Annotated in this window: 16 protein-coding genes; 4 read left to right on the forward strand and 12 right to left on the reverse strand. The window is 64.0% G+C overall.

Annotation, left to right across the window (positions count from 1 at the left end):
• Positions 1-7 precede the first annotated feature (7 nt).
• From glgX to DOM56_RS04130, 9 genes are all read right to left on the reverse strand, one after another.
• Complete coding sequence (gene glgX, locus DOM56_RS04090) at positions 8-2131, reverse strand: glycogen debranching protein GlgX (RefSeq protein WP_232822166.1); 2124 nt, start codon at positions 2129-2131, stop codon at positions 8-10.
• A gap of 124 nt (positions 2132-2255) precedes the next feature.
• Positions 2256-2723: a DUF2934 domain-containing protein gene (locus DOM56_RS04095; protein WP_232822167.1), complete on the reverse strand. Its 468-nt coding sequence runs from the start codon at positions 2721-2723 to the stop codon at positions 2256-2258.
• Between the two features lie 108 nt (positions 2724-2831).
• Positions 2832-5534: a malto-oligosyltrehalose synthase gene (gene treY, locus DOM56_RS04100; RefSeq protein ID WP_110707641.1), complete on the reverse strand. Its 2703-nt coding sequence runs from the start codon at positions 5532-5534 to the stop codon at positions 2832-2834.
• Positions 5531-7669: a 4-alpha-glucanotransferase gene (gene malQ / locus DOM56_RS04105; protein WP_110707642.1), complete on the reverse strand. Its 2139-nt coding sequence runs from the start codon at positions 7667-7669 to the stop codon at positions 5531-5533. Before malQ ends, treY begins: the two co-directional genes overlap by 4 nt.
• Positions 7666-9519 carry a malto-oligosyltrehalose trehalohydrolase gene (gene treZ / locus DOM56_RS04110; protein WP_110707643.1) on the reverse strand — a complete coding sequence of 618 codons (1854 nt, stop codon included), beginning with the start codon at positions 9517-9519 and terminating at the stop codon, positions 7666-7668. The genes malQ and treZ overlap by 4 nt, the downstream gene beginning before the upstream one ends.
• Complete coding sequence (locus DOM56_RS04115) at positions 9516-10769, reverse strand: alpha amylase C-terminal domain-containing protein (RefSeq protein WP_157958158.1); 1254 nt, start codon at positions 10767-10769, stop codon at positions 9516-9518. The genes treZ and DOM56_RS04115 overlap by 4 nt, the downstream gene beginning before the upstream one ends.
• 80 nt (positions 10770-10849) lie before the next feature.
• A complete protein-coding gene (gene glgA / locus DOM56_RS04120; RefSeq protein WP_232822168.1) occupies positions 10850-12340 on the reverse strand; it encodes a glycogen synthase GlgA in 1491 nt (496 codons plus the stop codon).
• Between the two features lie 461 nt (positions 12341-12801).
• A complete protein-coding gene (locus DOM56_RS04125) occupies positions 12802-15990 on the reverse strand; it encodes a multidrug efflux RND transporter permease subunit (protein WP_110707646.1) in 3189 nt (1062 codons plus the stop codon).
• Positions 15990-17279, reverse strand: coding sequence for an efflux RND transporter periplasmic adaptor subunit (locus tag DOM56_RS04130; protein WP_232822169.1), 1290 nt, complete (start codon positions 17277-17279; stop codon positions 15990-15992). The genes DOM56_RS04125 and DOM56_RS04130 overlap by 1 nt, the downstream gene beginning before the upstream one ends.
• Positions 17280-17447: 168 nt before the next feature.
• Between DOM56_RS04130 and DOM56_RS04135 the strand changes: the two genes are divergently transcribed.
• On the forward strand, positions 17448-18098 hold the full coding sequence (locus tag DOM56_RS04135) for a TetR family transcriptional regulator (RefSeq protein ID WP_110707648.1): 651 nt from the start codon (positions 17448-17450) through the stop codon (positions 18096-18098).
• 129 nt (positions 18099-18227) lie between these two features.
• Positions 18228-19184 carry an SMP-30/gluconolactonase/LRE family protein gene (locus DOM56_RS04140; RefSeq protein WP_110707649.1) on the forward strand — a complete coding sequence of 319 codons (957 nt, stop codon included), beginning with the start codon at positions 18228-18230 and terminating at the stop codon, positions 19182-19184.
• Between the two features lie 13 nt (positions 19185-19197).
• Here DOM56_RS04140 and DOM56_RS04145 read toward each other — a convergent pair whose 3' ends face one another.
• The 3 genes from DOM56_RS04145 to DOM56_RS04155 form a co-directional block, all read right to left on the reverse strand.
• Positions 19198-20043: a fructosamine kinase family protein gene (locus DOM56_RS04145; protein WP_110707650.1), complete on the reverse strand. Its 846-nt coding sequence runs from the start codon at positions 20041-20043 to the stop codon at positions 19198-19200.
• Positions 19994-21874: a monovalent cation:proton antiporter-2 (CPA2) family protein gene (locus tag DOM56_RS04150; protein ID WP_110707651.1), complete on the reverse strand. Its 1881-nt coding sequence runs from the start codon at positions 21872-21874 to the stop codon at positions 19994-19996. Before DOM56_RS04150 ends, DOM56_RS04145 begins: the two co-directional genes overlap by 50 nt.
• 103 nt (positions 21875-21977) lie before the next feature.
• Entirely contained in the window at positions 21978-23120 is a 1143-nt protein-coding gene (locus tag DOM56_RS04155) for a GNAT family N-acetyltransferase (protein ID WP_110707652.1), read from the reverse strand.
• Between the two features lie 121 nt (positions 23121-23241).
• Between DOM56_RS04155 and DOM56_RS04160 the strand changes: the two genes are divergently transcribed.
• A complete protein-coding gene (locus DOM56_RS04160; protein WP_232822170.1) occupies positions 23242-23541 on the forward strand; it encodes a DUF4190 domain-containing protein in 300 nt (99 codons plus the stop codon).
• 72 nt (positions 23542-23613) lie between these two features.
• On the forward strand, positions 23614-24768 hold a 1155-nt coding region (gene pncB, locus DOM56_RS04165; protein WP_110707653.1), incomplete at its 3' end, for a nicotinate phosphoribosyltransferase.

Genomic DNA, 24768 nt, shown 5'->3' on the forward strand with positions numbered 1-24768 from the left:
AGAGCGATCAATCATCCGATGTCTCCTCTTCGATCAGTTCGAACAGCGAAAGGCTACGCGACTTGACCCGATAGCCACTCTCCATGGGGCAGCGCACGTCCCCGGCGGCTGGATCGAAGGTTTCTATGCGTCTCAGCCACTCGCTCCCCCCCGGGACGTCCGGCAGCACGAAGTCGACGTCCTGGTCAGAGGCATTGAGTGCCAGGAACACCGTGACGTCGGAACCGAAGCGGCAGATCCCGGTGGGTTGCGCATGCCCGTTGAGGATGACGCCAATTGCCTTGGCCTCCTCGTCGTGCCAATGGTCCACCGTCATCTCCTCCGCGCTTGGCGTGAGCCAGGAGACGTCCTTGATGCCCAGGTTTTCGTCCAGCTTGCCGGTCATGAAACGTCCGCGTTCCAGGATCGGATACTGGCGCCGCAGCCGGATCAGCTGGCGAGTGAACGCGAGCAGACCGCGTCCCTCATCGGACAGGTTCCAGTCGACCCAGCCGATGTTCCCATCCTGGCAGTAGGCATTGTTGTTACCGCCCTGCGTGCGGCCGAACTCGTCTCCGGCCAGCAGCATCGGCGTGCCCTGGGACAGCATCAGCGTGGAGAGCAAGTTGCGCATCTGGCGCATGCGCAGCTCGCGAATGCCGGCATCGTTGGTCTCCCCCTCGACGCCATGGTTCCAGGACACGTTGTCGTCGTGACCATCCTGGTTGTCTTCGCCATTGGCCTCGTTGTGCTTGTTGTTGTAGCTCACCAGGTCACGGAGCGTGAATCCGTCATGGGCGGTGATGAAGTTGATCGACGAGAACGCCTTGCGCCCGCGGTGGTTAAACAGATCGGCCGAGGCGGTCAGGCGGTTGGCAAAGGCAGGCAGGCGACCCTCGTCTCCCCGCCAGAACGCTCTCATGTCGTCGCGAAAACGGTCGTTCCATTCCGCCCAACCGGGCGGGAACTTGCCGACCTGATAGCCACCCGGGCCGCAGTCCCAGGGTTCGGCGATCAGTTTGCACTGGGACAGCAGCGGATCCTGGCGACAGGAGTCGAGGAACCCGCCCCCTTCGTCAAAGCCATCGGCCTCGCGCCCGAGGATCGTGGCCAGGTCGAAACGGAAGCCGTCGACACGCATCTCGTCGGCCCAGTAGCGCAACGAGTCCGTCACCATCTGCAGGACCCGGGGATGGGACAGGTTCAAGGTATTGCCGGTGCCGGTGTCGTTGATGTAGAAGCGCGGCTCTTCCGGCATCAGGCGATAATAGGAGGCGTTGTCGATGCCCTTGAACGACAGCGTCGGCCCCATCTCGTTGCCTTCCGCCGTGTGGTTGTAGACCACGTCCAGCAGCACCTCGATGCCGGCGGCATGGTAGCGCGCCACCATCTGCTTGAACTCGCTGACGGTCTCGGTCGACATGTAGTTCGGGTGCGGCACGAAAAACGCCAGGGTGTTGTAGCCCCAGTAGTTGTGCAGCCCCTTCTCCTGCAGGTGCCGGTCATCGGCAAAGGCGTGAATCGGCATCAACTCGAGGGAAGAGACGCCCAGATCGACGAGATAGTCGATCACTTCCGGCACGGCTAGCCCCGAGAACGTGCCACGCAACGCTTCCGGTACTGCCGGATGGCGCATGGTGTAGCCGCGCACATGTGTCTCGTAGATGACGGTATCGCTCCACGGCACCCGGATCTCGGTGGATCGTCCCCAGGTGAACGCCGGATCGATGACACGACAGCGAGGCATGAACGGCGCGCTGTCTCGCTCATCGAAGCTGAGATCGCCATCCTTGTGGCCGATGGTGTAACCGTAGAGAGCATCGTCCCAGATCAACTCACCGACCAGTTGCTTGGCGTAGGGATCGATCAGCAGCTTGTGATGATTGAAACGATGGCCAGCTTCCGGATCGTAGGGGCCGTAGACCCGATAGCCATAGAGCTGGCCTGGGCGGGCATCCGGCAGATAGCCATGCCAGATCTCATCGGTGTACTCCGGCAGCACGACCCGCTCCAGCTCTTCCTTTCCGGTTTCATCGAAGAGGCAGAGTTCGACTCGAGTCGCATTGGCCGAAAATAGCGAGAAGTTGACGCCGAGCCCATCCCATGTCGCCCCTAGCGGGTAGGGAAGCCCCTCCCGAATCCGAGACCGCATGCTTCCTGCCTGTTGAACGACCTGCCCCATCGTCCCATCCCGTCCCCAACGCATATCGGTCATCGACTACCCTCCGGGCGAGCCAGGTTCATCCTGTCACCCTGTGATACCCAGTGTGGGTCGGTTATTCGCTGTTGTCGTCGTTCGTCCCGCGGGGCTTGCGCGGCTTGGCGGCCGTTTTCCTGCTACTGCCCTCAGTGGCCTTTGCCGGACTCCGCTTACGCGCCGGCGAGGCGCTTTCGCTGCCACTCGCCGCCTTGCGCCGCGCTGGGGCCCGGGGTCGAGGCTGGCTTGGCGGTGCGTCGATCCCGGTATCCGCCTCCTTGCGCGCCTCGGTCTCGGGATCGTCCAGCGGCAGACGCGGCTCGTCTATACCCAGTTCGTCAGGCTCGGCGGGCGGATCCTCGTCCTCCAGCGGCGAGGGTTCGTCGGACGCCGCGCGCCACTCCTGTTCTTCCTCACGGGCATTCTCGGCTTCGACGATACGTTCGGCCATCTCCCAGTGACGCGCCTCCTGACCGTCGGGGCGCCCCTCCGACTCCCATATGCGATAAGCCAGCATCCGTATACGTTGTTCACGACCGGTCATCATGATGCGCTCCTTTCTGTTTGCGTGACTCGACGGGGGCATCCCTGCCCCACCGGGTTCGTTCGACACCAGCGCCGACGAGACCAGTGACCCATCCTCAAGATAGCGGGTTCAGGACGCCCATACCCAAACTCCGCAGGGGAAATCCGATAAATGTCGATGCAGCGGCAGTGCCGCCTCGGCCTCCACCGGCGCCGGCGTCAGCCAGCCCTGACCGACACCGTTCAGGTTCAATGCTTCAAGCGACAACGCCGTATCCGACCACTGGAGCTGCCCCTCGAGGGTCTCGTCCATCAGCGCCGCTGAGAGTCGGGTGACGACCACCAGCAACGTCATGTCCCGTGCTCGGCGTGCAAAGGCGATGACGCAGTCGGCGTGGGCCCCGGTCGCCTGCAGTGGCAGATATTCCCCGTCGTCGAAAAGCGCGGGGTGGTCACGTCGCAAATTCAACAAACGCTGCAGGATGGCCTGCTTGACGGCGCCGTCCCGCCAGTGACGCCAGGCCGCCACCGGTGTTTCGGCATGATCCAGGGCCTCCCGGCGCGCCGCCATGTGGACCGGGCGACGATTATCGGGATCGACCAGGGAAAGGTCCCAGAACTCGGTGCCTTGATAGAGGTCGGGAACGCCCGGTGAGCAGAGTCTGAGAACCGCCTGCGCCAGGCCATTGACCGCGCCGGGCATGTCGAGCACCGCCGCTGCCGAGGCCAGCTCGCGGGTCAGCGCATCGCCGGTCAACGCACGCCGTATGGCATCCTCGCCAGCCTGCTCGTAGCGCTCGTCGGGGGCCAGCCAGTGACTTGCGAGCTTGGCCTCGCGCATCGCCTTGCGCTGCCAGGCGACGAGACGATCTGCGTACTCATGCAGTGCCTCTCGCTCGCGGGAAGCGGACTCCTCGCTGCACGCCTGCGTTGGGGCCAACTCCAATGGCCATGCTGCCAGCAGCAACTGGAGCATCATCAGGCGGTCCCCACCGCCGGGTGCGGCGTGACTGTCATAAAGACGCGAGTCTCTGGCCCAGGCACGCAGTTTGGGGGCCAGTACGTCGCCCCATTCACTCAATGCCGCCAATCGCGCACGGACGTCCTCGCCACGTTTGTGATCGTGTGTCGCGGTGGTCAGCATGGCATGAGGGAATGTCGCCAGACGCTGCCGGTTTGCCTGATGAAAGCGCTGGACCGGATAGGCGAAGTGAGCGCCCTCGCAGCCAACGTCGTTACGCGACAGCAGCACTGCCGAGCGATAGCCGGCGGTATCCTCGACGGCCTTCGCCGCGAGTGGCGAGGTCAGTTGCTGGAAGCGGGTGATCGCGCTCAAGCGCAACTCGCGCTCAGGCTCGTCGAACGCGTCGGGTGCCTCGCCACCGAGCCAGTCATCCAGTAGCGGCAGCCACGAGGCGTCGGCGGCGGACAACTGCGACCGCGCCGCCTGCATGGCATGCTCGAACGCGCCGATATCGACCTCGGGACGACCGTTGCGATCGGTATAGCTGCGATAGACCGGATAGCCGATCGCCAGCGCCGCAACGACACGTCGAATCGCGGGCAGGCTGAATTCGCGAGTGGCGGGACTGGCGTCAGCCAGGGCCCGCATCGCCCTGACGCAACGCTCGAATTCGGCAGTCAGCGGCCCGTGCAGCATTTCCTGACGCGCGATCTCGACCTCGGCGGCGAAATCCGCGGTGCGACCGCTGACCTCCCGCCATAGCCGAGTCAAAGGCTCGCGACCTGTCGGGTCGTGCTGGATACCCGAGACGAGATCGAGAAATTCATAGCCCGTGGTGCCGTCGACGCCCCAGTCGGTGTGGAGGCATTCGCCGTCACCCAGGATCTTCTCGACATAGATCGGCAATCGCTGGCTCTCTACGCCCTGCCGCTCCGAGATCGCATCGAGACGACCGCGCAGCCGCAGCGCATAACCGCGCGGGTCGGCCAGGCCATCGATGTGGTCGATACGCAGTCCGTCGATCCAGCCGCGCTCCACCAGCGCCAGGATGTATGCATGAGAAAGATCGAATACGCTCTCGTCTTCGACCCGCACCCCCGCCAGCTCGGTAATATCGAAAAATCGGCGCCAGTTGAGCGCATCGTTGGCGGTGCGCCAGTAGAGAAGCCGATAGGCCTGACGCTCCAGTAGAGCGTGCAGGCGCGAGCACCCCGCCCGAGTCTTGGCATCATGGTCCGCGATGACCGCCGCAACCAGCGGATCATCTCCGGCCAGTTCCTCCCTCGGCGGGAGTGCGGTTGCCTCACGAGCGTCCGTTGACGAGGCCGCCAGCAGCGCTTCGGTCTGGCCGGGGTCGATCGGAAACCGATGCTCGTGGTAGGCGACGAAAAAGGCGCTGTGGGTCGCATCCCAGGCCAGCACCAGTTCGCCATTTTCCAGTACCCGCAGGTAGCGATCCCCCAGAAAAGGCAGCAGGACCTTGCCATCGGCACCGGGCTGCTCCCAGTCGATATCGAAACAGCGGGCATAGTCACTGGCGCGCCCCAGAGCCAGCATGTCCTGCCACCAGGGGTTCTCTGCCCCCACCGCCAGATGGTTGGGCACGATATCGGCCACGATTCCCATCTCCGCGGCATGCAGCGCCTCAACCAGGCGGGCAAGTCCAGCCTCGCCGCCCAGCTCCGGGTCGATCCGGGTCGGGTCGACACCGTCGTAACCGTGGGTCGATCCTGCTCTCGAGGTCAGGAAGGGCGACAGATAAAAGTGGCTGACACCCAGCGCGGCGTAGTAGTCCACCTGCCGTCGAGCGTCATCGAAGGTAAAGTCGGCGTGCAGTTGCAATCTGACGGTGGCGCGAACGGCTCTCATGATCGATCTCCCCGCCGGATGCGGTCTATGCGCGTCAGCCGTTGCCGTACGGCCCGAGTCTCGAGTGCCTGGGGCGCCGGGACCGGTAGCCGGCGCCGCCAGTTGGGATGCTCATCGAGGGTCCCCGGCAAATTGGCCTGCTCCAGCAAGCCCAGCAGATCCTCCAGCGGGAACAGCGCCAGCGGCGCCGGCGTTCTCGCCACGTGCGCCAGCGTCGCATCGATGACGTCGCTGACCTCAACGGCATCGGGGCCCAGGGGCTGGCTGGTGTCAGTGTCGACGCCAAGACCGCAGACAGCGGCCAGCCGTCGTCGCTCCTCGCCTCGCGCCTGCCTGAGTTCGGATAGCGTCTCGTCTTCGGCGAGCAGACCCAGGCGATCGCGCCACTGCAGATCGTTCTCGAGCCACCAGCCCGCCACCGTGGGAAGATCATGGGTGCTGGTCGTCGCCATCGTGCCCTCGCGCCATGAACCGGCCGGGAGGAAGGCATCGCCCTCGCGTTCGAACCACATCACGCTCATGCCCAACACGCCGCGATCCGCCAGGGTGTCGCGAAGCCCGTCCTCGACCGTTCCCAAATCCTCGCCGATGACGATGGCCCGGTGGCGCCAGGATTCCAGGGAGACCAGGCGCAGGAGATCGTCCAGCGGGTAGCGTAGATAGGCCCCCTGCTGGGACGACTCACCTTCCGGGACCAGCCATAGCCGCGATAGTCCCAATATATGATCGATGCGCAGACCGCCGGCGTGGGCCAGGCTGGCCCGCAGCATGGCGAGGAAGCCACGATACCCGGAATCGACCAGCCCCTCCGGCGAGAACGCCGCCACACCCCAGTTCTGGCCGTGGGCATTGAACGCATCCGGCGGCGAGCCGACGCTTAGGCCTCGATGGAGTTCAGCGGGATCGCTCCAGGCCTGGCTGCCGGCGGGATCGACGCCCACCGCCAGGTCGGCGATCAACCCCACCGCCATACCGGCGCGTCGCGCATTCTGCTGTACCCGGTCGAGCCCGGCGGCCACCAGCCACTGCAGAAACACGGCGAAGGTGATCGCCTCCCGGTGCTGCTCGGCGAATGCCTCGACCGCTTCACTACCCGGATCACGCCACTTCTCGGGCCACTGGCGCCAGTCGGCCTCGTCGGCCTGCGCCTGCAGCACTTCGAAACGGCAGTGGCGCTCCAGCCCTTCCCCCCCGTCACGTCGGAAGGCGACCAGTCGAGAGCGCCACTCCAGTGCGCTCTCGTCATGCTGAACGTACTGGAATAGCCGCTCCAGCATCGCCAGCTTGAGACGGGCACTGGCTGGCCAGTCGATCAGCGCCAGCGACTCCTGCCGCGTCATGCTCTCGACGAAGGGTGCGCTTGCCCGATCCAGTATCTCGTCGTCGAACAGGCTCTCCGGCGAGGCGTGCCAGACGTTGTGAAACAGCCGGCTGGAGGGGGAATAGGGGCTAAATCGTTCGGGGTGCGCCGCGAACAGCGCATGCACGGGACTGATGGCAACGGCATCCGCGCCGGCCTGGGCCACCGCGCTGCACAGCTCATCTAGCGCGGTCAGGTCCCCAATCCCGGCATCGCCATCACGCCGAAGCCCGTAGAGTTGCGCGGCAACCCCCCAGTATCTCGGACGCGCCTCTCCCCGCTCGTCAGCGATATCGGAGAGTGTGAAGCAACGCGCTGGCGTCACTGCCAGCAGACGGGTGACGCTGTCGTCGCCCCGGCCGGTGAGAAAGCTCACCCGGTGATAGCCGATTTCGTGAATGGCGGGCAGATGACCACCGGCATCGAGATGACCGTCCAACGTTTCGCCGCTCTCGAGCCGGATAGCGAAACCGCATCCGCTCGCCTCGGCAACCGGGACCGGGAAAGGCCGTTGCTGGTCGGCGATCAGCAACGGCGGCAGTTGATCGAAAGCGACCGGTTGGTGGCGGGCTCGCCAGCGAGCCAGGCTAGCCTCAACCGCCTGGTCATCGGCGGCCGGCCAGCCGAGGCAGTCGAGCATGTGGCGCTGGCGCGCCTCGGAGAGCGACTGACGTCGATCATCACTGCCGGTCCACTCGACCAGCAGCCCGACCGACTCGGCGAGCTGTTGCAGCGAATCTGAACGTTCGATCAAAGGCTGACCCTGGTCCGTCATGAATGGGGGGCTCCCGCCACGTCATCGGCTACCCTCTTGGCATCCGCCGGGCCAAGCCACACCGCGCTCGCGCGGGCCGGCAATTGGCCCCCGCCGAGAGAGTCGGTGATGTCTGGTCGCGAGCAGGCCAGCGGGTCGCCACGAAGGCCCAAGCCAACCGGACCTAACGAGAGGTTGATCGCGGCGGTCAGTACTTGCCCGTCGCCCATCTGCCAGGCGGCCTCCACCGCCTTGTCGCCAAGGACCCGAGCGCCGAGCGCATGGCAACCCGACAGGCGGGGGACGATGAAGCGGTGACGCAGCGCCAGCCATGTCGCGAAGCGCGCCCGATAGTCGCGATGCTCGGGCATGGCCGCTTCCTGATCGTCGAGCTGCGAAGCCGCGAAAGTCGACGCCGCGTTGGGATCGGGAATCCGCTCGCGCTGTGCCGGATCCTTGAACGCGCTGAAGTCCGCGAATTCGCGACGACGGCCCTCACGCACCGCATCGGCCAGATCATCTCGGTGGTCGGTAAAGAAGAGAAATGGTCTCCTCGACCCCCACTCCTCGCCCATGAACAGCAACGGGATGGCGGGAGAGAGCAGCAGCAGGAGCGTCGCGGCATCGAGCGCGTCGGGCTCGCTCAACCGTGACAGACGCTCGCCAAGAGCCCGATTGCCGATCTGATCGTGATTCTGGAGGAAGTTGACGAACGCCGTGGGCGGCAGGTGCCCGCTGGGTTCTCCCCGCGCCTCTCCCTTGCGCGAGCGCTGGCCTTGATAGACGAACCCTTCAGCCATCGCCGTCGCCAACTTCGTCGTGGCGTTCTCGACGAAATCGGCGTAATAGCCTTCATGCTCATCGGTCAGCAGCACATGCATGACGTTATGCCAGTCATCGGCCCACTGGGCGTCGAACAGATCCGGTGCCAGCAGGCTGGCCTGGTTGTTCTCGTTCTCCAGGATCAGATGGCAATGGCGGGTCGAACCGACGCGCTCGCGCAGAGTCTGCCCCAGCTCGACCAGGAAATCCCGTTCGCTGATGGCGTGGACGGCATCGAACCGGAGTCCGTCGAAACGGTACTCGAGCAGCCACATCAGCGCATTGTCGATGAAGAAACGCCGCACCTGCGGACGACGGAAGTCGATGGCGCCGCCCCAGGGTGTCTGCAGGTCTTCACGAAAGAATGACTCGGCGTAGTGAGGCAGGAAGTTGCCGTCCGGCCCGAAGTGGTTATAGACCAAATCGAGAAAGATCATCAGGCCGTGCCCGTGAACCTCGTCAACCAGCGCTTTCAGTGTTTCCGGCGAGCCGTAGTAGGACGCGACGGCATAGGGCTGGACGCCGTCGTAGCCCCAGTTGTGCTGCCCGGGACACTCGGCGGCCGGCATCAACTCGATGGCGGTGATGCCCAGCTCGACCAGTGCCGGCAGGCGCCGACGCAGGCCATCGATGCCACCGCAGGCGCCCAGATGGACCTCGTAGATCACCGTCTCTTCCCAAGGACGGCCCGTCCAGTCGCCATGGCGCCACTCATGATTGCGGTCGACCAGCAGGGAGGCGCCGTCGACGCCACCCCGCAGTGCTCTCGAGGCGGGATCGGGCACCGGCATCCCGTCCTGGTCATCCCCGACGAAGACGCGATAGCGGTAGGCCGCTTGCGGGGGACACTCGAGCTCGAGCTCGAACCCGCCCTCGCCAACCGGATCCATCGGCTGCGGTGACATGCCCTCGCACTCCAGCATCACCCGCCGGGCGCTGGGCGCCCACAGCCGAAAGCACGTGCGGCCATCGGCCATCGGCGTCGCGCCGTAGAAAGGCGCCCAAGGCGTTCGCGCCTCGTCACGGGGCCCGTCGGTGCTGGCGCTCATGGCGCCTCCTCGAACCAGGTCTCGTGACGCAGATACAACGCGGCCATGGGCGGTACCGTCACGGCAAGCGACTGGGCATGGCCGTGGCTGGGAATCGCTTCGGTCGTCGCGCCATGGCCATTACCCACGTTGCTCCCTCCGTAGAAGACGCTATCGCTGTTGAGTATCTCCCGCCACCGGCCCGCACCGGTGACGCCAAACCGATAGCGGTAATGCACGCACGCCTGGAAGTTGCAGAGACAGATCATGCTGGCGTGTCCGCTCTCGGTATGGCGGGCGAATACGACAACGCTATTGTCACTGTCGTCGTCGACCAGCCATTCGAATCCGAGCGACTCGTCGGCACGAATCTGTAGCGCCGGCTCGTTGACGTACAGCCGGTTGAGATCGGCCACGAGACGCAGCATCCCCGCGTGCCGGGTCTCGAACAGCAGCGGCCAATGCAGCGGCGCCTCCCAGGGGCCTGCCAGTACTTGGCCCAGCTCCACGCCCATGGCCACCTGCTTGTCGCCAGGCAGCGCCCACATCAGCGCCAGACACGCCCTGAACGCCGCGAAACGCTGCCAATCGTCCCCGTGGACTGTCTGTCGCCACTGGCCTAGCGCCGAGCCTTCATCTGGCACCTGCTCCAGTAACCCACGCGAGCTCGCGCGCGGGGTCAGCGCCTCGACCCAGTCGCGGTGTCGTAGATGGCGTCCGGTAGGACCCAGCGCGAGATAGTCGGCGCTGGCAACCTGCCATCGCGGTCGACGATGCAACGTCAGCGTCGTCCCTACGGTGTCACTGCCGAACAACCGACAGCCGCTATCGCGGCCGTGCTCGTCGATGCCGTCGAGATGACAGCGCTGACACCATTCGAGGAACTCGGTCTCGGACATCGACGCAGGACGCTGGACCACGACGCCCACGCCCGCGACATGACAGGTCTCGACGAACTGGCAGACCACCGCGTAAGGCACCGCGACAATCCCCTCGTCGAGCACGATATGAGTAAATCCCAGGTCGGCGACGTAGGGCACCAGTTCCTGGGCGAGCTGATTCCAGTTCAAGGGCAGAGGGAAGCGGGAGGCGTACCAATCGACACCACACAGCCGGTAGAGCGACAACGGCATGTCGCCGCCGTGACGCCCCGCTCTCGATCGCATCCAGTCCCCGTCGTCCCAGGACCACGCGTCCTCGGCCTCCCCCTCATCGGCGGAGCCCCCGACACTTGACGCCGTGCGGGTCAGCGTCCCGTCCTGATCGTTCATGCGAGCGGCTGCAACCCCGAGGCTCGCTCGTGGCATCGAGTTAATGCTAGCGACGGCCCCGTTGGTTCCTGCGGAGTACTTCATCGGCTAGTCACCTGCTCATTGGAATGGACAAACGTCTCGGTCAGCAGGTCGGCGTAGAGCCGGCGATAGGGGATCACGGCCTGGCGCCAGTGCAGCCGCCCGGCCATCGCTGCGCGGCGCATGGCGTAGAACAGGTCGGTGGCCCGAAAAAGATCGAAGGCATGCAGCACCGTGGCGCGATAACTGTCCAGGCTCATGTCGTCGAACAGCAAGCCATTGATTCCGTCCTGTATCGTATCCGCCAGCCCCCCCGTTCGGTGCGCGATCGGCAACGAGCCAAAGCGTTGGGCATAGAGCTGGCTGAGGCCACAAGGCTCGAAACGGGAAGGCATCAGCAGGAAATCGCTGCCCGCGTAGATCTGACGCGCCTCGCCTTCATCGAATCCGATGTTGACGCCCACCTGGCCGGGGTAGCGCGACGCCATCTCCACCAGCGACTGCTCGATGGCGTACTCGCCGCGACCGATCACCACCAGTTGCCCACCGGCCCGCACGATCGAGTCGGCCACCTGTATGGTGAGATCCAACCCCTTCTGCGCCACCAGCCGCGAGACAACGGCGAACAGCGGACCGCTGCTCGGCTCCAGTCCGAACATGCGGCGCACACGCTGGATGTTGGCGCGCTTGCCATGCCAGTCGTTGATACCGAAATTCGGCGCCAGATGGGGATCGGTACGGGGATCCCAGCGGTCATCGATACCGTTGAGCAGGCCGCTGAGCCGGCCCTCCAGGGCCCGCTTCTTGAGCAGCCCCTCGAGCCCGCATCCCAGGGCGGGCGTGGTGATCTCCTGAGCATAATTGCTGCTGACAGTGGTCACGTGGGAGGCGTAGGAGAGCGCCGCTTTCATGAACGAGATCTGGCCGTGAAACTCGACGCCATCAATGTGGAAGGCAGATGCAGGAATGCCCAGCGCCGACATGCGCTCCAGTGGAAACACTCCCTGATAAGCAAGATTGTGAATGGTGTAGACCGAGGGAACGTAGCGCTTGCCGAGCCAACGGACGTAGCCTGCCGTCAAACCGGTCGCCCAGTCGTTGAGATGGAGCAGTTCCACCTGCCAGTCGAGTAGCGTCGCGTCATTGATGATCTCGGCCGCCGCCATTGCCAGTCGAGCGAAGCGAATGTCGTTGTCCGGCCAGCCCACCCCCAGCTCGTCACCGTAGGCATTGCCGACCCGATCGTAGAGTTCGGGGCACAGCACGACGTAGATGATCAATCCGTCCTCGCAGAGAAGACGTCCGATCTCGCAGGCCGGCAAATCGTGCCGGGCGGGAAGGCTGGCCACATGCGCGATGGGACGACCGGCGGTCAGGAGTTGGCGATAGCCGGGCATCAGCACCCGCACATCATAGTTGGGCTTCAGCGCCCGGGGCAGTGCCGCGGACACGTCGCCCAGCCCGCCCGCCTTGATGAAGTCGGCGATCTCGGTGGTAACGAACAGTACACGGCGATTACGGATCGGCGGTGAGGGAAGCGGGCGTGACAATGCCCCTGCCGGGGCCCTGGACGAGGATCGACCGGATGGCGACGCGAGCCAAAGGGGGTCCTCCCCATATCTCGCAGCCGTATGACTTTGCCTCCCACGAACTGCGGCCTGCGTCATGTTCAGCCTCCCTGAACATTGAGTCCACCAGTCAAATTTAACCAGCGTCGACACATCATCCTGCGCCTCGACAGCCCATGACGGCCATAACCGACGTTAATAGAGAAGACCGACGGTTGGTCGCCCGTGCCGAAATGCCGGGTAATGATTCGCGGGCGTGATCGGGTGACGAACGTCGCTCGTTGGCGCCGCCCCCTCCTACACATATATGCCACCGGGTGCATAGCGTCAAAGCCTGTTTGGCTCGCTGCCGCGACCATCGAAGCGGCGGCCATTAAAAAAGGCAACCTCCGTGGGAGGTTGCCTCTGAAAAGCCGATTTCTCGGCAGCATCGACACAGCTTGCTAGTGACTTTCATCCGGCGTCGGCTGGCGATCGTCGCGCCGCTTGCCACGGCCTAGTCTCGACTGCAGCCCGTGGGTGACCTTCATGATCAACACGTAGGTCGCCGGCACGAACACCGTGGCCAGCAAGGTGATGGAGATCATGCCTCCCACGACCGGCGTTCCGATCTGGTTGCGGCTGGCCGCGCTGGCACCGGATGCCAGCGCCAACGGCAGGGTGCCGCCGATAAAGGCAAGCGACGTCATCACGATCGGACGGAATCGCTGGCGCGCCGCCACCTTGGCCGCGTCGACCACCGACAACCCGGCGTGCTTGCGCTGCTGCTCGGCGAATTCGACGATCAGGATGGCGTTCTTGGCCGCCAGGCCGACCACCACCAGTAGCCCCACCTGCAGGTAGACACTCGTGCTCAACCCAGCCAGGTAAACGGCCAGAATCGCACCGATGAACGCAAACGGGACGGCGGAGACGACGGCCAGCGGCAAGGTCCAGCTCTCGTACTGGGCCGCCAGGATCAGGAACATCATGATCACGCCGAAGGAGAGCGCCAGTGTCGCAGCCGTGCCCACGTTCACCTGCTGATAGGCCTCGCCGCTCCAGCCCATTCCGTAATTGGAACCCAACGTATCGGTGACGACTTCCTGCATCGCCTGTACCGCCTGCCCGGAACTGTAGCCCGGTGCCGGCCCACCCGAGAACTGGGCGGCCGCATAGGTGTTGTAACGCTGCAATACCGTGGGTGCCTTGTCGCGCGTCAGCGTGACCAGCTCGGAAAGCGGAATACGCTGGCCCTCGCCACCTCGCACGTAGACCTTGCTCAGGTCATCCGGGTTGCGACGGAAGTCATCTTCCGACTGCAGGTAAACCTGGAAGTTACGGCCCGAACTGGTGAAGTAGTTGACGAACGAACTGCCGAAGGTACTCGCCATGGTAGTGTTCAGGTCGGCAATATCGACCCCCAGGCTGCGCGCCTTTTCCGTATCGACGTCGGCCTTGTAGGACGGCACATTGACATCGAGCGACGTGAATACACCCGCGAGCTCCGGACGTTTGGCGGCGGCTTGCATCACCTTGCCGGCGGCCTCCGACAACTGCTGCGACGTGTCACCGCCGAAGGATTGCAGATAGCCGGTGAAGCCGCCGGTCGGCGACAAGCCCTGAATCGGAGGCAGGTTGAACGCCACGGTCTGCCCGCCCTGGATCTGGGCCCCGATCTGCATGATCTTCTGGGTCAACTGGTCGACAGTGATATCACGGTCTTCCCAAGGCTTCATCGTCACGAAGACCGTGCCCTTGGCGGTATTGGGCGAGCTCGACAGGATATCGAATCCAGGTATGCCGGTGACGAAATTGATCCCTGGCACCTCGTCGCGCAGGCGCTGGCTGAGCTCCTGCACGTAGGCATCGGTGCGCGCCACCGAGGATCCTGCAGGCAGGTTGACGGCAGCCAGCGCGACGCCCTGATCCTCGGAAGGAAGCAGTGCCGCCGGCAACTGGGCAAAGATCAACCAGGAAACGATGCCTGCGGCAGCCAGGCCGACTATCACCAGCCACAACTGGTGGATGATGAAGTTGGTGATCGCCATGAAGAAGTCGGTGATCTTGTCGAATATCTTGTTGAACCAGTCGAACGGCTTGCGGATGGCGCGGACGAAACCGGACTGCCGGAGGCGATCCTGGTTCTTCAGGAAGATCGCACTCATGGCCGGGGTGAACGACAACGCCACGACGGCCGAAATCGCCACCGAGATCGCGATGGTGATCGCGAACTGCTGATACATCTGCCCGGTCAGGCCGCTCATGAAACCGACTGGCACGAACACCGCCGCCATGATGAAGGCGGTCGCGATGACCGCGCCCGACACCTCTTTCATTGCCTCGAGCGCAGCGCTGAACGGGGTCGCCTCCTCGTCCTCCTCCATGATGCGTTCGACGTTCTCGATGACCACGATGGCGTCGTCCACCACGATCCCGATTGCCAGTATCATGCCGAACAACGACAGCAGGTTGATCGAGAAGTCGAGCAGGTACATTCCGGCAAACGTCCCCACCACCGAAATCGGCACCACCGACATCGCCACCAGGGTGGAGCGCCAGCTCTGCAGGAACAGGAACACGATCACCGCCACGAGCAGCAAGGCCTCGATGAAGGTGTGCTCCACCGACTGCACGGAGGCGTCGATGAACAGCGTCGTGTCGTAGGGGATATCGAAATCCAGTCCCGGCGGGAAACGCGTCTTGAGGTCCGCCATCGACTGCTTGACTTCTTTGGCCACGTCCAGCGCGTTGGCGCCCGGCTGCAGGTAGATGGCGATCGGCGCGATCGGCTTGTTGTTGACATAAGCCTGAATGCCGTAGCTGTTTTTCCCCAGTTCGATACGGGCCACATCGCTCAGGCGCAGCGAGGAACCATCCGGGTTGGTCCGCAGCACGATCTCGCGAAACTGGTCGACGCTCTCGTAACGGCCCTGGGTGGTAATGGTATAGGTATAGGGGGTGGGATCGCTCTGTGGCTCGGCGCCCAGCTTGCCGCCCGCCACGACCGCGTTCTGCGCCTGTATCGCCGAAGAGACCTCGGCCGGGGTCAGGTCGTACTGGGCCAGCTTGTCCGGGTTGAGCCAGACACGCATCGCGAACTCCTGGCTACCCAGCACTTCGGCCTGCCCCACGCCTGGAAGGCGTGAAAGCTCATCGGTCACGTTGATGTTGGCGTAGTTGGTCAGATACAGGGAGTCGTAGGCATCGGAGTCCGAGGTGATGCCGACGAACAGCAGGATGCTGGATGACCGCTGCTCGACCGTGACCCCCTGGGACTGCACCTCGCCGGGTAGCTGCGACAGCGCTCGCTGGACCCGGTTATTGACGTTGATCGTCGCCGTCTGCGGATCGGTGCCGATATTGAAATAGACACTCATGGACATCTGACCGCTATCCGAACTGCTCGAGGTCAGATAGATCATGTCCTGAGTACCGTTGATCTCCTGGGCGATCACCGAGGCGACCGTGTCGGAGACCGTCTGAGCGCTGGCACCGGGATAGGTCGCGGAGACGCTGATCGTTGGCGGTACGACAGGCGGGTACTGCTCGATGGGCAGCGTGCGCATCGCCATCAACCCGATCAGCGTGATGATGACCGAGAGGACGGTGGCGAAGATCGGGCGTCTGATGAAAACGCTGGAAAAGTTCATCAATTGGCCCCGTTCTGTCCGTCTTTCGCCTCTTGCGCGTCGCGATGGGCGCCCTCGACGCCTTCACCACCCTGGGCATCGGCCGCCTGGGAGGGGTTCTCGCCGGCGTTGTTTTGCGGCTGCGGCACTTGGCCGTTGAAGGCTTGCGCGTCGATCTCGTCGCCAGCGGAGACGCTACCGATGCCCGACACGACGACTCGGTCGCCCGGATTCAACCCGTCGGTGATGATCTGCCAGTCTCCCGCGATCTCGCCCAGCGACACGAAACGTGACTCGGCCTTTCCTTCACCGTTGACGACGAAAACCTGGGGTCCCTTGAGTCCCTCGGTCACCGCAATGGCCGGCACGGCGTAGACGTCGTAACGCATGACGTTAGGCAGCTTGACCCGCACGAACTGCCCCGGCAGGAAGAGCTGGTCGTCGTTCTGGAACACGGCTTCGGCCTGGACCGTGCTGGTAGATTCGTCGACTCTCGATCCAAGGAAGTCGAGCTTGCCCTGCAATTGAAGCGCCTTGTGACTGGCACTTTCGGTGCCCGGTGCGGTCAAAACAGCGACGTCGGCCTGTTCGGCATCGCCCCGTTGACGCTGGCGACGGAGGGAAAACGCATCATCGGCGGGCAGTGAAAAACGCACCTCGATCGGATTCAGCGGCGTGATGGTCGCCAGTTCCTGAGGCGGCTGCACCAGGTTACCGACATTGACCTCGCTCAAGCTGATCATGCCGCTGACAGGCGCATTGACCTGGGTGTAGCTGAGATCGATCTGGGCACTGTCCAGCGCCGCCTGAGCCTGGGCCTGGGCGGCTTGCGCGGTCCGCAGATCCGCCTGGGCCTGATCGCGCTGCTGTTGGCTGACGGAGTTCTGGTTGTAGAGACGCTGGTAGCGCTCGGCGTCGCGCTGGGCGCGATACACCTCCGCCTGCGCGCTCTGCACGTCGGCCTGGTTCTGAGCGACCGTGGCCTCGTAGGGCGCCTGCTCGATGGTGAAGAGCTTGTCACCCTTCTCGACCATGCTCCCCTCGCGATAGTGACGGGCTTCGAGGATCCCCTCCACGCGACCCATCACCGTGACCTCACGGTTACTCCGAAGCTGGGCGGGATACTCCTTGGAGAGCGAGACATCGTGGGCCTTGACCTCCAACACTTCAGCCTTGGTGGGCGGTTTCTGTTGTTGCCCCCCACCTTGCTGAGCACTCTGCTGATCGTCTCCACCGCAGGCGGCCAATGCCAACGACAGCAACATCGCCCCACCGAAACCGAGGGTGCCATTCATGAAATTAGGGCGCATGAGTCTCCGTCCTGGAAAGGGGTGCCTAAAGGAATGTAGCGAGCTTACAGGCATACATACATGAATGTAAACTTGCCGATAATTCGTTATGCTGCATCTTGCCGACTTTAATCCGCCCATAAGAAAAGCCATTCGCCATGACTCACTCACGCCAGCGACGACATCACCATGCCCAAACGCACCAAGGCTGAAGCCGAAGCCACCCGAGAGGCCCTGCTCGACGCCGCCGAAGTCATTTTTCTCGAGCGCGGCGTTTCGAGAACCTCGCTCGAGCAGATCGCTCGCCAGGCGGGCATGACCCGCGGCGCCGTCTACTGGCATTTCAAGAACAAGTCCGACCTGTTCCACGCCATGCTGGATCGCGTCAAGATGCCACTTCGCCAATTACTGGATGATGTCGAGGACCCCGAACGTCCCCGCGCACCGCTGGAGAGTCTACGGTTGGCTGCCCTGCACGCATTGGAGCGGCTGCAGGGTCCACGTTCCCGGCGAGTGCACACGATCCTGTTTCACTGCTGCGAGGCATCCAGCGACGTCAATATTCTCGAGTTGCACCAACGGCTCGCCGACGACTGCTACGAGACCATGCTGGAACGCTTCGAGGAGGCAAATCGCACTGGCACGATGATAGCGAGCATCGAACCGGAAATCGCCTGCCGCATGCTCATGTCGATGTTCGGCGGTCTGATGCACGACTGGCTGCGCGATCCGACACGCTATGATATTGGCGATATCGGCCCGCGCATGATCGACACCTTCTTCGAGCGCATCTCGCCATGCGCGACCCACTGCACCTCGCCGCCCCACTCTTCTTCCTGAACGCCGGCCGCGCGGGCGGGCAGCGCCATCGATCAGTCCGGGCGGCGGCGAAGACAAGACTTTCGTCGCAAAGACACCACCGTTGTGACCCTCGACACTGGGCGGTCTTTGTGCCGGAGGCTTTCGATCATGACCTATCCAGACTGGCTAGTCGTCGAGGACGACCGCTTTTCCTCGCTGGTCTTGCCCAACGGCCAGCTCGAGCGACTGTGGCAGACCGGTCGCTGGTGCGAGGGGCCAGCCTACTTCGCCGCCGGGCGCTATCTGCTCTGGTCGGACATCCCCAACGATCGTATCCTGCGCTACGACGAAAATGACGGTCACGTCTCCGTCTTTCGCCAACCCGCTACCTTCAGCAATGGCCAGACGCTGGACCGGGAAGGCCGCCTCATCACCTGCGAGCACGGCAGCCGCAGCGTCACTCGCACCGAGCACAACGGCCGTATCACCACCTTGGCGGAGGCCTTCGAGGGCCACCGGCTCAACTCGCCCAACGATGTCGTGGTCAAGTCCGATGGCTCGGTCTGGTTCACCGATCCCAGCTACGGCATCGACAGCGATTACGAAGGTGGCAAGCGACGCTCCGAGCTGGATTGCCACGTCTACTGCCTCACCCCCGGCGGCGAACTGCACCGAGTGGCCGACGATTTCGAGAAGCCCAACGGCCTCGCCTTCTCCCCCGACGAATCCTGGCTCTACGTGTCAGATACCGGCGCGACGCATCGCGCCGACGGGCCCCGACATATCCGGAGATTCCGCGTCGATCGGGATCATCGCCTGCAGGGCGGCGAGGTGTTCGCCGTCTCGGACTGCGGTCTCTTCGATGGTTTTCGCCTGGATATGGCCGGCAACCTGTGGACCAGCGCCGGCGACGGAGTTCACTGCTACGCCCCGGATGGCACTCGCCTCGGTCGCATCCTGATCCCGGAGACCGTGGCCAACGTCTGCTTCGGCGGCATCAGCCGCAATCGGCTCTACGTCTGCGCCACCACGTCGCTCTACGCAGTGCCCCTCAATACCCGAGGGCATCACGTCATCGGCGAGGCCGTCGCCCCTGCCGATATTCGCGCTCCGGCACGCGCCTGATCGACGACTCCCGTCAGCCGGCCAGAATGCGATCGGCCGCCCGCGCCACACCGTGGCGATAGGTGCCGCCGAACAGATAGAGATGGTTGAGCAGCGGGTAGAGCTGGAACAGCGCTTCCCGCCGCTCCCAGTCCGCGGGTCGGTCGCCGTCCCAGTAGGCTTCGAAGAAGGCGTCGCCCGGCCCGCCGAAGAGCGTCAGCATGGCCACGTCCACCTCGGGATAGTGCCGGTAGACGGCGGGGTCGATGATTGCCGGCCCCTGCGGCGTGAACAGCACGTTGCCGGACCAGAGGTCACCGTGCACCAGCGACGGCGGTGCCTGTTCGAGCCAGTGCTCCAGCGAGTCGGCGGCCCGCTCGACACGCCCGGCGAGCGCGGCATCCAGCAGCCCCCGCTCGCGACAGCCTCTCATCAGCGGCAGTAGACGACGGTCGCGCTGAAAGGCACGTCCGTCGGCCAGCGGGGCGTTGGGCTGCGGGGTCAAGCCACAGGCGTTGTCCCGCGGCCAGCCATGCCCGGCATCAGCGTCGCGGGAATCCCGGTGCAGTTGGCGCAAGCCTTCACCCAGCGCCGCGCCATCACGCTTCCCCGTACCCTCCAGGGCCTGCATGACCAGCAGATCGCCGTCTTCGGCCAGCACCTCCGGCACGATGAGCTTGCGACAGGCGGCACCCAGCGCCCGCAGGCCGTCGGCCTCGCCGGCGACACGCTCGGGCGTATCCCGCTTGACGATACAGGGCGTCGCGCCGTCGACCCGCCATAACGCTGCCCCACTGTCGCCACCGGAGAGTGGTGTGATCGCGGCGCCATCAACGGACATTCCCAGGGCCGCCAGCCGCTCTCTCAGCACCTGTGTCATCACCTACCTCCTCGTTCACGTCGTCGCTATCGTTGGCAGCGGCCTCCTCGCGCGCGCTCTCCTTGTTGCCACGGCCCCGGTTGAGCTCCTGCTGGAACAAGGACCTCAGTTCCGCCATCGCCGCCTTCTCGGTCGCCATCAACCGCTCCGTGTCGTTGCGGTGGGCATAGGTATCCTTGAGCAGTTGGTTGTCGAAGTCGCGGAAAGTTCGCACCGCATTGATGGCGTTCGAGCTGGGATAGCCAAGCCCCTTGAGCACCTCGATGCTCATTTCCATGCTCGACGCGAACGTTTCCCGCACCACGCCGTCGACGCCGATCTCCATCAGTTGCCAGGCGTGGTGGCGGTTGCGGGCACGGGCATAGACGGACAGCTCCGGGAAATGGGTCTTGGCCAGGCGGGCGATGGTCAGTGCGGCGCTCTCGCTATCGACCGCGATCACCAGCAGCCGGGCCTTGTCGATACCCGCAGCACGCAGCAGGTCGAGACGCGTGGCGTCGGCGTAGAAGATGCGGGAACCGAAGCGGCGAATGAATTCGACCTGGGTGATGTTGGGATCCAGCGCGGTGAAGTTGATGCCCTGCATTTTCAGCATGCGCCCCACCATCTGCCCGAAGCGCCCGAGACCGGCAATGATCACCGGCGGCGTGTCATCGCCGAAGTCGGTGTCGTAAGGGCGACTCTCCTTGAGTCGGTTGCCAAGCTTCTCGCCCAACTGGTACAGAAACGGCGTCGCGGCCATGCTGAGGGTCACCGCGGCAATGCAGAGGCTGGCGATGCGCTGATCGATGACACCGGCAGCCACGGCAGCGGTCAGCAGCACGAAGTCGAACTCCCCGCCCTGGGCGATGATCGTCGCCAGCCTGGGAATTTCCGTGCGCGGCAACCGGGTCACCCAGCCGATGATCGCCAGCACCACGGTCTTGGCCAGGGTCATGGCGACGGCGAGCCCCATGACCAGCAGGATGTTGCCCAACACCAGCGATAGATCGACCGACATCCCGACGGCGATGAAAAAGAGCCCCAGCAGTAGCCCCTTGAAAGGCTCGATATTGGCCTCGAGTTCATGCCTGTACGGGGTATCGGCCAGCATGACACCGCCCAGAAAGGCGCCCAGCGCCATCGACAGGCCCGCCCACTGCATGACCAGGGCCATCGCCAGCACCAGGAACAGCGCGGCAGCGGTAAATATCTCATGCACGTCGCTTCGCGCAATCAACGCCAGCACGCGGGGGAAGACCAGGCGGCCGAAAGCGATGGCGGCAATCACCACACCGATGCTGCGCGCAATGACCCAGCCATCGTCCGGCGCCGCGTCCGCGCGTCCGGCCAGGAACGGCAGCAGCGCCAGCAGGGGTATCACCGCCAGATCCTGGAACAGCAGCATGGCGAAGGCGCTCTGGCCATGTGGCGTCGCCAGCTGCCGGCGCTCGTTGAGGACCTGCAGTGCGAAGGCGGTCGACGATAGCGCCAGCGTCAAGCCGAGGAAGATGGCAATACTCAACGGTAGATCGAGCAGCAGCCCGATTGGCATCAGCAGGGCTGCGCAGCCGGCCATCTGCAACGATCCCAACCCCAGCAGCCGCTTGCGCATCGACCACAACCGCTTGGGTTCCAGCTCCAGACCGATGATGAATAGCAACATCACCACGCCGAACTCGGAGAAATGCAGCACGGACTCCGGCTCGGATACGAACCCGGTCACCGACGGGCCGGTCAGCAAGCCGATACAGAGATAGCCCAGAATCGACCCCAGTCCCAGGCGCTGAAACAGGGGCACCGCGATGATGGCCGCCCCGAGCAGAACGGCCGCCTCATTGAGAAAGTCCATCTACCTTCTATCCTCGTCGCGGCGGAGTGCCGCCCAAGTGGGTCCAAGTGCAGAGTATCACTAACCAGGTGTGCGACCGGGCACAGCCATCGCAATCACCGGGCTATGGCGGCGGGTCCTTGAACGGCAGACGTAGCCGACACTGTTCCAGATAGGCGTTGACGTAAGCCCGCTCCTCGCGACAGAACTCGGCGACCGCCTCGCGAAACCCCTCATGTTCGAGATAGTGAAGCGATCGGCTGATGACCGGCGCGAACCCCCGGGTCAGCTTGTGTTCCCCTTGGGTCCCTGGGTCGAACCTGGTCAGGCCGCGCTCGAGGCAGTGCTCTATCCCCTGGTAGTAGCAGGCCTCGAAATGCAGGAAGTCTGCCTCTACCTCGCTCCCCCAATATCGGCCATAAAGGGTGTCGCCCCCCTGGAGACAGAGCGCGGCGGCTACCGCCCGATCCGCCATGCTGGCACGCACCAGCACCAGGCAGTCGGTCATGCTGTCACGCAGCCGAGTGAAGAATTCGAGCGATAGGTAGGGTCGCTGCCCACGCTCGAGGTAGGTCATGCAGTAGCAGCGATAGAACTGCGCCAGCACCTGGTCATCGATCTGGTCCCCTGTCAGGCGTTCGAACACGAACCCCTGATCGGACAGTTTGCGCCGCTCTCGACGTATCTCCTTGCGCTTGCGCGAACTCATTCGCGCCAGGAAGCCGTCGAAGTCGCCGAAGCCGTCGTCCTGCCAGGCGAACTGCACCGCCTGACGTTCCAGCAGTGGCACGCCGATCGCGGCCTGCCAATCGTTAACCTCGTCGCTATCGGCGAACAGCAGGTGCCAGCTCTGCAGGCCAGTGTCGCGAATCAGCGGCGCCAGTGCGGCGATGACGGCACGCCGGTCGACATTCTCTACCACCGCCAGTCGCGGCCCGATCGCAGGCGTGAACGGAATCGCCGACAGCGACTTGGGGTAGTAATCGCCGCCCGCGCGCTCCCAGGCATCCGCCCAGGACCAGTCGAACACGTACTCTCCCCGCGAGTGATACTTGGCATAGCGCGGCAGCACCGCCACCGCTCGATCGCCCTCGAAAACCATCAGATGGTCCGGTTCCCAACCAGTCTCGGTGTGGGCGCATCCGCAAGCTTCCAGCGCGGCCAGAAACTCGTAGCGAAGAAACGGATAGCGGGCACCAACCACGGCATTCCAGCGCGACGCACTGACGGCAGCCAGGCTGCCGATATTCTCGACCCGCAATGCCATTCCCTTCCTCCCGTCGTTCATTCAACTCCCGTCGCCCGCCGCTCATGTTGAAAACTTCGAGAGCCGCGGGCAAGCGTGCGATACTCTACCGACAGTTCCAGCTCGCGAGATGTACAGCACGATGACACCCGCTGCCTCCCCTCCCGGCCAGCCGACACCGCCACCAGGCCCCACCAATACCATGGCACTGGCGGCTTTCGCGTTGAGCGTGCTGGGCACCTTCGTCCCCCCAGCAGCGCTGGGCGGCGTCGTGTGCGGTCATCTCGCTCGACGCCAGATTCGCCAAAAGCAGGAATCCGGCGATAGCTGGGCCCTGGCCGGTTTGATACTAGGCTATTTGTTGATCCTGTTGTCGCTGGCGGGACTTTTGCTGTTTGGCGGCTTCATCGTGACAATGTTCGGTGTCATGGCCTTCCTGTAGCCGATTTCATTGAAGAAACGCTCGCCGGCAAACAACGACCGCGGGTTCTGCCTACGCTGATGACGAGTTCCCATGCTGACTTCGCTTCTCGACAACGACTTCTACAAGATCACGATGCAGAACGCCGTGATCAAGCGCTTCCCCTACGCCCAGGCCCGCTACGCCTTCATCAATCGTGGCGAGCATGAGTTTCCGGACGGGTTTGGCGACGCGCTACGACGCGAGGTGGATGCGATGGCCAACCTGGTCCTGAGCGACGCCGAGAAGCGTTATCTCGAAGTCACCTGCCCCTATCTCGATCCGACTTACCTCGATTTTCTGGCAGGCTTTCGCTACGACCCGGCGGAAGTGACCATCCGCCAGCAGGGTGCCGACCTCTCGGTGACGATCGAGGGGCTGTGGTATCGCACCATTCTGTGGGAAGTCCCGCTGATGGCGCTGATCAGCGAACTCTGGTACCGCTTGCGCGATGTCGAGCGAGATGCCGACGAGACGGTCGAGGCTCGCACCCGGGCCAAGATAGAGCAGTACCAGAAGCTGGGGCTGAAAATCGCCGAATTCGGCACCCGGCGACGTTTTTCATTCGACGTGCACGATCGAGTGGTCGGCGCGCTGCACCACCACGGCGGCGAGGCGTTCAGTGGCAGCAGCAATGTCCTGCTGGCGATGCGCCATGACGTCAAGCCCATCGGCACCCATGCCCACGAGTGGTTCATGTTCCACGGCGCCCGGTTCGGCTTCAAGATGGCCAACAGCCTTGCCCTGGAGCACTGGGTCGATGTCTACCGCGGCGATCTGGGCATCGCTCTGACCGACACCTTTACCAGCCCGGCCTTCTTCGAGAGCTTCGACAAGAAGTTCGCCAAGCTCTTCGACGGCGTCAGGCACGACAGCGCCGATCCGATCGATTTCGCGGCCTCGACCATCGCCCACTACGAAAAGCTGGGCATCGACCCACGCAGCAAGACGATCATCTTCTCCGACGCCCTGACACCGGAGAAGGTCGAGCGGATCCAGGCCTTCTGCCAGGACCGTATCGGCATGGCGTTCGGCATCGGCACCAACTTCACCAACGATGTCGGCGTCGAACCCATGAACATGGTCATCAAGATGGTCGAGGCACGACCGGAAGGCCAGCACTGGCTGCCCGTGATCAAGCTGTCCGACGTCCCCGACAAGCATACCGGCGACCCCGAGATGATCGCCCTGGCCAAGCGCGTTCTGGCA

It is taken from the genome of Salinicola sp. CR57 (assembly GCF_003206585.1).
Classification (GTDB): Bacteria; Pseudomonadota; Gammaproteobacteria; order Pseudomonadales; family Halomonadaceae; genus Salinicola; species Salinicola lusitanus.

Coding starts and splice junctions, on each gene's coding strand:
- DOM56_RS04115 (WP_157958158.1), bottom strand. CDS start 10,769: ATGAACGATCAGGACGGGACGCTGACCCGCACGGCGTCAAGTGTCGGG.
- glgX (WP_232822166.1), bottom strand. CDS start 2,131: ATGCGGTCTCGGATTCGGGAGGGGCTTCCCTACCCGCTAGGGGCGACA.
- malQ (WP_110707642.1), bottom strand. CDS start 7,669: ATGACGGACCAGGGTCAGCCTTTGATCGAACGTTCAGATTCGCTGCAA.
- DOM56_RS04160 (WP_232822170.1), top strand. CDS start 23,242: ATGACACCCGCTGCCTCCCCTCCCGGCCAGCCGACACCGCCACCAGGC.
- DOM56_RS04145 (WP_110707650.1), bottom strand. CDS start 20,043: ATGACACAGGTGCTGAGAGAGCGGCTGGCGGCCCTGGGAATGTCCGTT.
- DOM56_RS04135 (WP_110707648.1), top strand. CDS start 17,448: ATGCCCAAACGCACCAAGGCTGAAGCCGAAGCCACCCGAGAGGCCCTG.
- treZ (WP_110707643.1), bottom strand. CDS start 9,519: ATGAGCGCCAGCACCGACGGGCCCCGTGACGAGGCGCGAACGCCTTGG.
- DOM56_RS04095 (WP_232822167.1), bottom strand. CDS start 2,723: ATGATGACCGGTCGTGAACAACGTATACGGATGCTGGCTTATCGCATA.
- DOM56_RS04150 (WP_110707651.1), bottom strand. CDS start 21,874: ATGGACTTTCTCAATGAGGCGGCCGTTCTGCTCGGGGCGGCCATCATC.
- treY (WP_110707641.1), bottom strand. CDS start 5,534: ATGAGAGCCGTTCGCGCCACCGTCAGATTGCAACTGCACGCCGACTTT.
- DOM56_RS04125 (WP_110707646.1), bottom strand. CDS start 15,990: ATGAACTTTTCCAGCGTTTTCATCAGACGCCCGATCTTCGCCACCGTC.
- DOM56_RS04140 (WP_110707649.1), top strand. CDS start 18,228: ATGACCTATCCAGACTGGCTAGTCGTCGAGGACGACCGCTTTTCCTCG.
- DOM56_RS04130 (WP_232822169.1), bottom strand. CDS start 17,279: ATGCGCCCTAATTTCATGAATGGCACCCTCGGTTTCGGTGGGGCGATG.
- DOM56_RS04155 (WP_110707652.1), bottom strand. CDS start 23,120: ATGGCATTGCGGGTCGAGAATATCGGCAGCCTGGCTGCCGTCAGTGCG.